At 66.8% G+C, this 11,897-nt stretch carries 10 protein-coding genes; 6 read left to right on the top strand and 4 right to left on the bottom strand.

All coding sequences use genetic code 11. The annotated features are described in order from the left end of the window. Window positions 1–12: 12 nt before the first annotated feature. The gene (locus BX604_RS31005) at window positions 13–888 is read right to left on the bottom strand and encodes a LysR substrate-binding domain-containing protein (protein ID WP_098555159.1); all 876 of its coding nucleotides are present in this window, start codon (window positions 886–888) and stop codon (window positions 13–15) included. A gap of 228 nt (window positions 889–1,116) precedes the next feature. Between BX604_RS31005 and BX604_RS31000 the strand changes: the two genes are divergently transcribed. The 6 genes from BX604_RS31000 to BX604_RS30975 all read left to right on the top strand — a co-directional run bounded on the left by BX604_RS31000 (window position 1,117) and on the right by BX604_RS30975 (window position 8,875). Next, window positions 1,117–2,055, top strand: coding sequence for a LysR substrate-binding domain-containing protein (locus BX604_RS31000; RefSeq protein ID WP_096500608.1), 939 nt, complete (start codon window positions 1,117–1,119; stop codon window positions 2,053–2,055). Between the two features lie 506 nt (window positions 2,056–2,561). Continuing rightward, entirely contained in the window at window positions 2,562–3,986 is a 1,425-nt protein-coding gene (gene aldA / locus BX604_RS30995; protein WP_098554620.1) for an aldehyde dehydrogenase, read from the top strand. Window positions 3,987–4,135: 149 nt separating this feature from the next. Then, window positions 4,136–5,494, top strand: a complete 1,359-nt coding sequence (locus BX604_RS30990; protein WP_098555157.1) for an MFS transporter — start codon at window positions 4,136–4,138, stop codon at window positions 5,492–5,494. Further along, window positions 5,491–6,708 (top strand): mandelate racemase/muconate lactonizing enzyme family protein, encoded by a 1,218-nt coding sequence (locus BX604_RS30985; RefSeq protein ID WP_098554619.1) that lies wholly within the window; start codon window positions 5,491–5,493, stop codon window positions 6,706–6,708. Before BX604_RS30990 ends, BX604_RS30985 begins: the two co-directional genes overlap by 4 nt. Window positions 6,709–6,724: 16 nt before the next feature. Continuing rightward, a complete protein-coding gene (locus BX604_RS30980; protein WP_098554618.1) occupies window positions 6,725–8,392 on the top strand; it encodes a GMC family oxidoreductase in 1,668 nt (555 codons plus the stop codon). A gap of 108 nt (window positions 8,393–8,500) precedes the next feature. Next, window positions 8,501–8,875: a gamma-glutamylcyclotransferase family protein gene (locus BX604_RS30975; RefSeq protein WP_098554617.1), complete on the top strand. Its 375-nt coding sequence runs from the start codon at window positions 8,501–8,503 to the stop codon at window positions 8,873–8,875. 110 nt (window positions 8,876–8,985) lie between these two features. On the opposite strand, the gene BX604_RS30970 is transcribed toward BX604_RS30975, so the two are convergent. Genes BX604_RS30970 through BX604_RS30960 form a run of 3 tightly spaced genes read right to left on the bottom strand, consistent with a single transcriptional unit; the run spans window position 8,986 to window position 11,874 of the window. Continuing rightward, entirely contained in the window at window positions 8,986–9,807 is an 822-nt protein-coding gene (locus tag BX604_RS30970; protein WP_098554616.1) for a quaternary amine ABC transporter ATP-binding protein, read from the bottom strand. Between the two features lie 14 nt (window positions 9,808–9,821). Continuing rightward, window positions 9,822–10,787 (bottom strand): ABC transporter permease, encoded by a 966-nt coding sequence (locus tag BX604_RS30965; protein WP_098555155.1) that lies wholly within the window; start codon window positions 10,785–10,787, stop codon window positions 9,822–9,824. Window positions 10,788–10,836: 49 nt separating this feature from the next. Further along, entirely contained in the window at window positions 10,837–11,874 is a 1,038-nt protein-coding gene (locus BX604_RS30960) for an ABC transporter substrate-binding protein (RefSeq protein ID WP_098554615.1), read from the bottom strand. Window positions 11,875–11,897: the final 23 nt, after the last annotated feature.

Genomic DNA, 11,897 nt, shown 5'->3' with positions numbered 1-11,897 from the left:
GCATCGTCGCCCCTACCCCTGCCTCGCCGCCTGCTCCCGCAGCCACGCGGCGAACGCGCGCACCGGCTCGATCGCGACGTTCTCCGGCGCGATGTCGAGCCAATAACCGAACGGCCCGATCGGCAGCACCGGCGACAGCTCCACGAGGCTGCCCTCGGCGATCTCCTCCTCGATCATCGTGAGGTCGACCACGGCAAGCCCGGCGCCCTTGCGCGCCGCGCGGATCGCCTGTTCGAGGGTCGAGAACTCGATGCCGTCGCCGATCCGCTCGACCGCGATCCCTGCCTGCTCGCACCAGTCGGCCCACAACGTCAGGCGCTTGCCCTCGTGCAGCACGTGCAGCGACGGCAGCCGGCCGAGCAGCGCATCGAGCGCGTCGCCGCGGTAGCGCGGCGCGCCAACCAGCGCATGGCGCTCCATCATCAGCAGCTCCGACTGCATGCCCGGCCGCGCCACGCGCCCGAAGCGGATGTGGCAATGGCAATCGTCGGCCGGCTCGGTGCGGATCGACAGCTCGACATCCGGCAGCACCTCCGCGAGCGTGCCGAGCCGCGGCGAAAACCACTGCGTCGCGAACGTCGGCGGCAGCGACACCGTAAGGCGCCGCTTCGCGCCGGGCCGTGCGGCGGCGATCTCGCCGACGCCGCGCTCGATCGTGTCGAACGCTTGCCCGACGAACGGCAGCAGCCGCTCGCCGGCATCCGTCAGACGCACGCCCTTGTGATCGCGCTCGAACAGCCGCGCGCCGAGCGCCTCCTCGAGCAAGCGGATCTGCCGGCTCACCGCGCCTTGCGTCACGCACAGCGAAACCGCCGCGCGGTTGAAGCTCAGATGACGCGCGGCTTCTTCGAAAAATCGCAACGCGATCAACGATGGCAGGCGTCGCATGATATGTGTTTCCTCTCCGTCTTTCGTCTGGCTGCCGGCCAGGCCGCCGGCAATCTTGCGCGCAGCTTTATCGCAGAAAAACGCGCCGCCCGGCAGGTCGTGAAAACCCCGATATCCGTTGCGCGCGGCCCATCGGCCGGCCGCGTCATTCGTCGTTCCCGCCGCGCCGTCCACCCGCCTACAATAAGCATCCCGCACCAAACACGACACCGCCCCGTGAGACGCAAGATGCCGGCGCTGAATGCGCTGAAAGCCTTCGAGATGGCCGGCCGCACCGGCAGCTTTACACGCGCGGCCGAACTGCTCAACGTGACGCAGAGCGCGGTGAGCCGGCAGGTGCGCCAGCTCGAAGGCCAGCTCGGCGAAACGCTGCTCGAGCGCCGCCATCACCAGCTCGAACTGACGGCGGCCGGGCGCGTGCTGCTGCGCGCGCTGCAACAGTCGTTCGACAAGATCGAGCTGACCGTGCGCAGCCTGCAGGAGAAAACCCATCTGAACCGCCTGCGCGCCAACGTCCCGCCGACCTTCGCCGCGCGCTGGCTGATGCCGCGCCTCGGCCGGCTGCGCGACGCACATCCCGAATTCGAGCTGAGCCTCACGACCCGGATCCACGACAGCCTCGGCGAATCGCGCGTGCTCGACTGCGCGATCCGCTTCGGCGACGGTGAATGGGATGGCTTCGACAACGCATTGCTGATGCAGGAGCAGCATATCGCCGTCTGCGCTCCCGCGCTCTACGCACGGCTGCGGCAAGACGGCGCGCCGATCGACCTGAACCGCTTCACGCTGCTGCACGTGCTCGCGACCGACGACCAGCGCTACCTGACCTGGCAGCACTGGCTGAAAGCCGCCGGCATCGCCGATGTCGATACGCGCGGCGGCTACGAGTTCGACCTGCTCGACCACGCGATCCGCGCGGCGATCGACGGCCTCGGGATCACGATCGCCGACCGCCACATGGTCGCGCGCGAGCTCGCGACCGGGCAATTGATGCAGGTGCTCAACGTACACGTCGACGGCCATCAGTCGTACTGGTTCGTCACGCGCCCCGAACAGACGAACCTGCCGCACATCGTGCAGTTCCGCGACTGGCTGCAACAGGAAGTGTGGCTCGCGAAACGCCACCTCGAACCGTCATCGCCGCTGCCGCAGGTGCCGCTGCGCTAGGGCCTGTTCACGCTAATAACGGGCTTGCGAACGTGCCTTTCCGCCCGTAGGGCAAGGAGAGAGGAGGCGCAATAGCCGTAGCTATTGCAACGACGAACGACGCCGACATGCGGGCGGAAAGGCACGTTCCCCTGTTTTGGAAAATTCATTCGTGGGGCTGGCCACCAGAAGGGCCCGTTATTAGCGTGAACAGGCCCTGGGGCCTGTTCACGCGTCGCCTGGCTGGCGGGCGCCGCCCTGCCGGCTCCCGCGCCCCGACACACGCAAATCAGTCGGGGAATACCCCCGCCGGTGCCGCCGCCGCCCGCCGTCCCGGTCGCCGCGGTGGCCTTGTCTGACGGGCGATTCCGGTTGCCCGGCCGAGTAACGTGCGTTTTTCTCATGCTCGGCGCGAAAATAAGTCGTTTGTCGTGCAATAAACGCATGAACAGAATGGCTCCTGTCCTGTTGTCGCGCGTTTCGCCATCCGAAGCGATCCGCCCGCCCCCCCTTGGAGGAGCCTCTTCATGCGAACCGAACGCAACTACGTGAACGGCCGTTTCGTCGTCCCGGAAAGCGACGCGTTCATCGTCGTCCACGATCCCGCCACCGAAGCGCCGTTCGCGCGCGTGCCCGCCGCGACGCCGGCCCACGCGCTCGCCGCGGCCGACGCGGCCGCCGCCGCGCAAAAGGGCTGGCGCACGCTGCCGAGCGCCGAGCGCGCGGCGTACCTGCATCGTTTCGCCGATGCGCTCACCGCACGCGCCCCGCAGATCGGCGCGGCGCTGGCTCGGGAATCCGGCAAGAGCGTCGAGGACGCGTCGAACGAAGCCGTCTACGCGGGCCAGATCACGCGCTATCACGCCGAATGGGCGCGCCGGATCGAAGGTGAAATCATTCCGAGCGACACGCCCGACGAAAACCTGTTCCTGCAACGCGAGCCGATCGGCGTCGTCGCGTGCCTGATCCCGTTCAACTATCCGGTCTACACGCTGCTGCGCAAAATCGCGCCTGCGCTGATCGCCGGCAACACGGTGGTCGTGCGACCGAGCAACCACACGCCGGTGTCGGCATTCGAGATCGCGAAAGCCGTCGACGACGCGGGCTTCCCGCCGGGTGTCGTCAACATCCTGACGATGGATCATGCGACGGCCGAGGCGCTGTGCACGCATCCGGCGGTCGGAATGATCACGCTCACGGGCAGCGTGAACGCGGGCCGCAAGGTGCTCGACTACTGCAAGGCGAACATCGCGAAGCCGTCGCTCGAACTCGGCGGCAAGACACCCGCGATCATCGAGCCCGATGCCGATCTGGAACGCGCGGCCGCGGCGCTCGTCGCGTCGAAGACCACGCACTGCGGGCAGCTTTGCACCGCCGTCGAACGCGTGTACGTGCATGACGGCGTATACGACCGCTTCGTCGCGTTGCTGAAGGCGAAGATGGCCGCGGTGCGCAGCGGCGATCGCGCAGCCGATCCGTCGAACATGGGCCCGCTCGTCAGCGCATCGGCGCGCGCGCACATCCATGCAATGGTCGAACGCGCGGTCGCGGCCGGCGCGACGCTCGAAACGGGCGGCGCAATTCCCGACGGCCCCGGCTTCTTCTACCCGGCCACGCTGCTCACCGGCTGCCGGCAGGACATGGAAATCGTGCAGGAGGAAACCTTCGGCCCGATCATGCCGGTGCTGCGCTACACGACGATCGACGAGGCCATCGCGTTCGCGAACGATCACCAGTTCGGGCTGTCGTCGGTGCTCTACACCGAGAACTACCGCACCGCGATGAAGGTGGCGAACGCGATCGAAGCCGGCGAGCTGTACGTCAATCGCACGCCGGCCGATCCGTACCAGGGCTTTCACGCGGGCTGGAAACGCTCGGGGCTCGGCGGCGACGACGGCAAGCACGGCATGCTCGAATTCACGCAGACGCGCCTCGTCGTCATGAAGTACTGACACTGACGCACGCCCCGGCGCCATTTCCCGGTGCCATTTTCCGGCGCGCATGGCAACGGCCCCCGTCGCACGTGCCGTTCCCACGATCGACCTGCACATAACAAATCTGCAGACGCCCGCTTCCAGGGCGCCTGATGGAGGAAGACATCATGCCCACCCAGCCGTCGACGCCCGCCGCGTCGCTCGCATTGTCCGGCGCCGCGCACGAGTCGCGCGCGCAGCGCTACCTGCAGCTGCTGCTGCTCGTGATCGCCGCCGGCGCGATCTACCCGATGCTGTACCTGCGGCAGGTGTACCAGCCGACGATGCTGCAGTTCTTCCGGATCGACGACGTGCAACTCGGCTATCTGTACTCGTCGCTCGGCACGATTTTCCTGCTCAGCTACCTGCCGAGCGGCTGGCTCGCCGACCGTCTGTCGCCGCGCTGGCTGATCTGCTTCTCGCTGCTCGCGACCGGCGCGCTCGGCCTCGTCTACGCGACCGGACCGTCGTTCGACGCGCTCGTACTGATCTTCGGCGGCTGGGGGCTGACGACGGGCCTCACGTTCTGGGCGGCCGTGATCAAGCGCGTGAACATGATCGCCGGCCCCGACGAACAGGGCCGCTTCTTCGGGCTGCTCGACGGCGGGCGCGGGCTCGTCGAGGCACTGCTCGCGACGATCGCGATCACGCTGTTCGCGTACGTGACGCAGGCGCGAGGCGGCACCGACGCGGCCGGCTTCACGCTCGTCGTGCATCTGTACGCGTGCTTCTGCATCGCGCTCGGTGTGCTGCTTGCGCTGGTGAAGGATCGACCGCGCGCCGACGGGCGCCAGGCAGCGCGGCACCGCTGCAGTGACGACCTCCGCGGTAACGACCGCCGCACCAATGTGCTGACCGATCTGAAGACGCTCGCGGCGATTCCCGAGCTGTGGCTCGTCGCGGCGATCGTGTTCTGCGGCTATCAGGTGTTCTGGGCCACCTACAGCTTCTCGGCCTACCTGCACGAAGGCAATTTCGGGCTGAGCGCGACCGCGGCCGGCTTCATCACGACCCTCAAGCTGTGGATGCGCCCCGTCGGCGGGATCGGCGGCGGCTTCCTCGGCGACCGCGTGTCGAAGGTGTCCGTGCTGTTCTGGGCACTCGTGCTCGCGGCGCTGTCGCTCGTCGGGCTGATCGCCGCGCCGCCGCACAGCCCGCAAGCGATGCTCGTCGTGCTCGTGCTGTTCATCGGCATCCTCACCTATGCGATACGCGGCCTCTACTGGTCGCTGCTCGACGACTGCCGCGTGCCCACGCACTGCGCGGGTCTCGCCATCGGCCTGATCTCGGTGCTCGGCTATTCGCCCGACGTGTTCGTGCCGCTGATCAACGGCTACGTGACGCAGACCTGGCCCGGCGCACACGGCTATCAGCTCTATTTCGGCTATATCGCGGCCATCGCTCTGTGTGGCGCGGGCGCCGCGGCATGCCTCAAACATCGTCTCAACCGCATCAATCGCGTCAACCGCCTCAAGGAGTCCGCATGAAGATCGTTTCGCTCGAAACCCACATCGTCGCCGTCCCGCCGCCGCATATTGGCGGGATGTACTGGATCTTCGTGAAGCTGAAGACCGACTGCGGCATCGAAGGCGTCGGCGAGATCTACTCGGCGACGTTCCACCCGAAGGCGATGGGCCCGATCATCGACGACGTGTTCGACCGCTACCTGCTGAACCACGATCCGCACCACGTCGAGCGGCTGTTCCGCGAGACCTACTCGAGCGGCTTCACGCAACGGCCCGACCTGACGATGATGGGGGTCGTCAGCGGGCTCGAGATGGCGTGCTGGGACATCGTCGGCAAGGCCGCCGGCAAGCCCGTGTACGAGTTGCTCGGCGGCCGGATCCACGAACGGCTGCGCTCGTACACGTACCTGTACCCGAAGAACGCGAACGGCGAATACGATTACGACGATCCCGATCTCGCCGCCGAATGCGCGGCCGAGAACGTGAAGCGCGGCTTCACGGCGGTCAAGTTCGATCCGGCCGGCCCGTACACGGCCTATTCGGGCCACCAGTTGTCGCTGGAAGTGCTCGATCGCTGCGAGCTGTTCTGCCGCCGCGTACGCGAAGCAGTCGGCAGCAAGGCCGACCTGCTGTTCGGCACGCACGGTCAGATGGTGCCGTCGTCGGCGATCCGGCTCGCGAAGCGGCTCGAGAAATACGACCCGCTGTGGTTCGAGGAGCCCGTGCCGCCGGGTCAGGAAGAGGCGATCGCCGACGTCGCGAAGCACACGTCGATTCCGATCGCGACCGGCGAGCGCCTGACGACCAAATACGAATTCCACAAGCTGCTGCAGGCGGGCGGCGCGTCGATCCTGCAATTGAACGTCGCCCGTGTCGGGGGGCTGCTCGAAGCGAAGAAAATCGCGACCCTCGCCGAAGTGCACTACGCGCAGATCGCGCCGCACCTGTACAACGGACCGGTGGGCGCGGCCGCGAGCATCCAGCTCGCGACCTGCACGCCGAACTTCCTGATCCAGGAAAGCATCATGACCTGGGGCGGCTTCCATGCGGAGGTCGTGAAGACCCCGATCCGCTGGGAAGACGGCTACATCATCCCGTCGAACGAGCCGGGCCTCGGCATCGAGCTCGACATGGACGTCGTGCGCCGGCACACGCCGTACACCGGCGAGCGGCTGCATCTGCAGATGGGCGAGAAACCCGTCGACGTGAAGGATCTCGCGCCCGCGAAGGGCTGAGCACGAAGGACGAGACATGACCTACGACTACATCATCGTCGGCGCGGGATCGGCCGGCTGCATTCTCGCGAACCGCCTGAGCGAATCGGGCCGGCACTCGGTGCTGCTCCTCGAAGCGGGCGAACAGGACGCGTCGTTCTGGTTCAAGGTGCCGGTCGGCTTCACGAAGACCTACTACAACCGCCGCTACAACTGGATGTACTACAGCGAACCGGAAGCGCAGCTCGGCGGTCGCAGCCTGTACTGCCCGCGCGGCAAGGTGGTCGGCGGCTCGGGCTCGATCAACGCGATGGTCTACGTGCGCGGCCAGCGCAGCGACTACGACGACTGGGCCGCGGCCGGGAATGCCGGCTGGGCCTACGACGACGTGCTGCCGTACTTCCGCAAGCTCGAAACGCACGCGGCCGGCGCAACCGATCCGCAGCATCACGGCACGTCGGGGCCGATCCACATCACGTCGATGAAGGCCGACGTGCATCCGATCGTCCATGAATTCCTGAAGGGTTGCGAGCAGCTGAACCTGCCGCGCACCGACGATTTCAACGGTGCGCGGTTCGAAGGTGCGGGCATCTACGACCTGAACACGAAGCACGGCGAACGCTGTTCGAGCAGTTTCGCCTATTTGCGACCCGCGCTCGGCCGGCTGAATCTCACGCTGCGCGCCGGTGTGCTCGTGCGCCGCGTGACGTTCGACGGTACGCGTGCGGCCGGCGTGATCGTCGCGGGCGAACGCGGCGACGAAACGCTGAGCGCCGCGCGCGAAGTCATTCTCGCGGCCGGCGCGGTCGATACGCCGAAGCTGCTGCAACTGTCGGGCGTCGGCGATCCGGCGCTGCTCGCGCGTCATCGCGTGCCGCTCGTGCATGCGTTGCCGGCCGTCGGCCGCAACCTGCAGGACCACCTGTGCGTGAGCTTCTATTTCAAGGCGAACCGGCCGACGCTCAACAACGAGATGGGGACGCTGCTCGGCAAGGTGAAGATCGGATTGCGCTATCTGCTGACGAAGCGCGGCCCGCTCGCGATGAGCGTGAACCAGGCCGGCGGGTTCTTCCGCGGCACGGCGGACACGCACGAGCCGAACCTGCAGCTTTACTTCAACCCGCTGTCGTACCGGATCCCGAAGAGCGATCGCGCAAGCATCAAGCCCGAGCCCTACTCCGGTTTTCTGATCGCGTTCAACCCGTGCCGGCCCACGAGCCGCGGCACGATCGAGATCGCATCGAACCGCGCGGAAGATGCCGCGAAAATCCGCATCAATGCACTCACCACGCAAAAGGATCTCGACGAAGCCGTGCAGGGCAGCAAGGTGATCCGCGCGCTGATGCAGGCGCCGGCGCTGAAGGCGATGACGGTCGAGGAAATTTCGCCGGGGCCGCAGGTCGATTCCGACGAAGCGATGCGGCAGTACTTCCGCGAGCAGTCGGGTTCGATCTACCACCTGTGCGGGTCGTGCGCGATGGGGCCGGATGCGGCGACGTCGGTCGTCGACGCATCGCTGCGCGTGCACGGGCTGAAGGCGTTGCGCATCGTCGATGCGTCGGTGTTCCCGAACATCACGTCGGGGAACATCAATGCGCCGACGATGATGGTCGCGGAAAAAGGCGCGGATCTGATCCTGGCCGATGCGTTGCGCGGCGAGGCGGGCGGCGTGCCGGCCGGCGCGCGGGAAACCGTCGCACATTGATCCGGCGGCCGGGCGCGTCGGTACGAATCGCACACCGCAGCCCGGCTTCCCTGCAGGCATCCGTATGAGGTTATAGAATCGACGACTCCGCTTCCACGTATATCCGTCATGTCGAACGTCGATTCCACGCTTTCAGAAAACCTTTTCTCGTACGGCACGCTTCAGCTCGAACAGGTGCAGCTTGCAACGTTCGGCCGATTGCTGGGCGGTCATGCCGATCACATGCCCGGCTATTCGCTCGCGATGCTGGAAATCAAGGATCCCGAGGTCGTCGCGACCAGCGGGAAGACGCATCACCCGGTCGTGACCTATACCGGTAATCCCGGCGACAAGGTCAGCGGCACCGTGTTCGCGATCACGCCCGAGGAACTGAAGCACGCGGACGACTACGAAGTCGATGCATACCGCCGCGATCTCGTCGTGCTCGCGTCGGGCGCATCGGCGTGGGTGTACGTGGACGCGAACTCACCGCGTCAGGGCTGACGGCGAAACGCCGGCATGCCGCGCGGGTTCGTATCGCCGGCGTCCGGTAAAAAACCGGCGCACCGCTCGTCGCGATGCGCCGCGTTTCATCCGCGAGCCGACCCGACCGGTCAGTTCACGCCGGTCCGCTTCTCCACGAACCGCCGTACATACTCGTCGGCCGGCCGCGACAGGATATCGTCCGGCGTGCCGACCTGCACGAGCGTGCCATCGCGCAGGATCGCGATCCGGTCGCCGATGCGCAAGGCCTCGTCGAGATCATGCGTGATGAACACGATCGTTTTCGAAAGCGTCGCCTGCAACTCGAGCAATTGATCCTGCATTTCGGTGCGAATCAGCGGATCGAGCGCGGAAAACGCCTCGTCCATCAGCAGCACGTCGGTGTCGGCCGCCAGCGCACGCGCGAGCCCGACACGCTGCCGCATCCCGCCCGACAGCTCGTCCGGGTAATGCTCGCCATACCCGTCGAGCCCCACCTTCGTCAGCCAGTCGCGCGCGGCATCGAGCGCGTCGTGCCGGTTCTCGCCGCGCGTGCGCAGCGCGTACGCGGCATTGTCGAGCACGGTCTGGTGCGGCAGCAGCCCGAAATTCTGGAACACCATGCTGACCTTGTAGCGGCGCAATTCCCGCAATCCGTTCGCATCGAGCCTGATCACGTCGTTGCCGTCGATCACGATCTCGCCGGCCGTCGGTTCGATCAGCCGGTTGAAGTGACGCACGAGCGTGGATTTCCCCGAGCCCGACAGCCCCATGATCACGAAGATCTCGCCCGACGCGATGCCGAGGCTCACGTCGTTGAGTCCGACGTTGCAGCCCGTTTCCGACAGCACGTCGGCCTTGCGCTTGCCCGCCCGCAACAGGTCGAGCACGCGCGGATGCGCGGCCTCCGGCCCGAACAGCTTGTATACGTGCCTGACGTCGATGGTTGCCATGTGTGCCTCCGTGGCTATGCGCGCGACGATTGCGCCGGCGGGTTCGACTCGGTGCCGGACGGCGCCGCCTTGCGCGGCAGACGGTACGGCACGCGCGACGCGCCCTTCTGCCGGCGCTGCTGCGCAAGCCGCCGCCGCGCGCGCCGCTCCTGGCCGAAGCCCTGGCTGATGCGGTCGATGACGATCGCCAGGATCACGATCGCGATGCCGGCCTGCGTGCCCTTGCCGACGTCGAGCGTCTGGATACCCGCGAGCACGTCCTCGCCGAGCCCGCGCGAGCCGATCATCGACGCGATCACGACCATCGACAGCGCCATCATCGTCGTCTGATTGATACCGGCCATGATGCTCGGCCGCGCGAGCGGCAACTGCACGTTGACGAGCAACTGCCAGCGCGTCGTACCGAACGCGCGCGCGGCCTCGGTCACGTCCGGATCGACCTGGCGGATGCCGAGGTCGGTCAGCCGGATCAGCGGCGGCAGCGCATAGATGATGGTCGCGAGGATCGCCGGCACCTTGCCGAGCCCGAACAGCATCAGCACCGGAATCAGGTAGACGAAGCTCGGCAGCGTCTGCATCACGTCGAGCACCGGCAGCAACAGCCGGCGCAACCACGCGCTGCGCGACGCGAGAATGCCGAGCGGCACGCCGATCGCGACCGACAGCACCGTCGCGACGAGCATCAGCGCGAGCGTCTGCATCAGCTTGTCCCACAGGCCGAAGCAGCCGATCGCGTAGAGCAGCAGCATGAACAACGCGCCGAGGCCCGCACGGCGCGTCGCATTCCACGCGATCGCGCCGACCACGAGCAGCACGAGCCACGGCGGCGCCACGCGCAGCACGCCCTCGAGCGGCACCAGCAGATAGCGCAGCAGCAGCGCGCTGACGTGGTGAAAGCTGTCGCCGTATCGCGCGACGAAGGTTTCGACCGCGCCGTTCACCCAGTCGGCGATCGACAGGTGCAGGAAGAAGCCGTTCATGTTCGTTCTCCGGCGCGCCGCGACGGCGCGCATGATGCCGCCGCCCGCGTTACGCGCCCTTCAGGCCGGCCGCGATCTTCTGCGCGACATCGGCCGGCACCCACTGCTTCCACATGTCCGGACGCGTTTTCAGGAACTGCGTCGCCATGGCCGCGCCGTCGATCTTCTTCGTCGTCATGTCGAGGATCGTCTGGTTCAGGAAATCCATCGGGAAGCCGACCTTCTCGAACACCGCCACGAGCGCGGGATTCGCGTCGTAAAACGGCTTCGACACACCGATCTTCAGGTGCGACACCATGTACGCCGACGCGCACGGGTTCGTCGCGTGCTCTTCGCGCAGCGTCTTCCAGCATGCTTCGTTGTACGCGGGCATCTTCAGCGCGACGAACCGGTATTTCGCCATCAGCGCGGCCGGCCCCCAGTAGTAGAACAGGATCGGCGCGCCGCGCTGGTACGCGGATGCGATCGCCGCATCGAGCGCCGCGCCCGTGCCCGGATGGAAATTCGTATACGACGCATCGAGCTTCAGCACGCGCAGCAGGCGCGTATTCACGCGCTCGCAATCCCAGCCGGTCGGGCAGTTCAGGAAGCGGCCCTTGTCGGGCTCCTCTTCATCCGCGAACACCTGCCTGAACTTCGGCAGATCCTCCACCGATGCGAGGCCCGCCGCCACCGGCTTGAGGTTACGGGCCGGGTCGCCCTTCACCACGTACTCGGGCACGTACCAGCCCTCCTTCGTGCCGCCCGGCAACGTATCGCCGACGAGCTTGACGGTGCCGGCCGCAACCGCCTTCGCGACAATTTCGCTGCGGCCCGTCCACTGCTCGGACCACACCTGCAGATCGTTGCGCGCGAGCGCCGTTTCCGTCGCGGCCGTACTGCCGGGCACGACATCGGTCTTGCAGTCGTAGCCCTTCTCCATGATCTGCCGCAGCACTTCGGTCGAGAACGACCCGCTTTCCCACGTGACGCCGGCGAAATGGACCGTCTTGCCGTCCGCGCACGCGCCGGCGGCCGCATGAGCCGCGGGCGCCGACAGGATCGCCGCGGCGGCGAGAAGGACTGTCTTCAGTCGTCGAATCTGCATGATGGGTCGTCTCCAGTCTGATC

The organism is Burkholderia sp. JKS000303 (assembly GCF_002563755.1).
GTDB classification, from domain to species: domain Bacteria; phylum Pseudomonadota; class Gammaproteobacteria; order Burkholderiales; family Burkholderiaceae; genus Burkholderia; species Burkholderia anthina_B.
The sequence above is the reverse complement of the archived record's forward strand: the minus strand, read 5'-3'. Positions and strand labels throughout refer to the sequence as shown.

Excerpts from the sequence above, each read along its gene's own strand:
- BX604_RS31005 (WP_098555159.1), bottom strand. The coding sequence starts at position 888 with ATGCGACGCCTGCCATCGTTGATCGCGTTGCGATTTTTCGAAGAAGCC.
- BX604_RS31000 (WP_096500608.1), top strand. The coding sequence starts at position 1,117 with ATGCCGGCGCTGAATGCGCTGAAAGCCTTCGAGATGGCCGGCCGCACC.
- aldA (WP_098554620.1), top strand. The coding sequence starts at position 2,562 with ATGCGAACCGAACGCAACTACGTGAACGGCCGTTTCGTCGTCCCGGAA.
- BX604_RS30990 (WP_098555157.1), top strand. The coding sequence starts at position 4,136 with ATGCCCACCCAGCCGTCGACGCCCGCCGCGTCGCTCGCATTGTCCGGC.
- BX604_RS30985 (WP_098554619.1), top strand. The coding sequence starts at position 5,491 with ATGAAGATCGTTTCGCTCGAAACCCACATCGTCGCCGTCCCGCCGCCG.
- BX604_RS30980 (WP_098554618.1), top strand. The coding sequence starts at position 6,725 with ATGACCTACGACTACATCATCGTCGGCGCGGGATCGGCCGGCTGCATT.
- BX604_RS30975 (WP_098554617.1), top strand. The coding sequence starts at position 8,501 with ATGTCGAACGTCGATTCCACGCTTTCAGAAAACCTTTTCTCGTACGGC.
- BX604_RS30970 (WP_098554616.1), bottom strand. The coding sequence starts at position 9,807 with ATGGCAACCATCGACGTCAGGCACGTATACAAGCTGTTCGGGCCGGAG.
- BX604_RS30965 (WP_098555155.1), bottom strand. The coding sequence starts at position 10,787 with ATGAACGGCTTCTTCCTGCACCTGTCGATCGCCGACTGGGTGAACGGC.
- BX604_RS30960 (WP_098554615.1), bottom strand. The coding sequence starts at position 11,874 with ATGCAGATTCGACGACTGAAGACAGTCCTTCTCGCCGCCGCGGCGATC.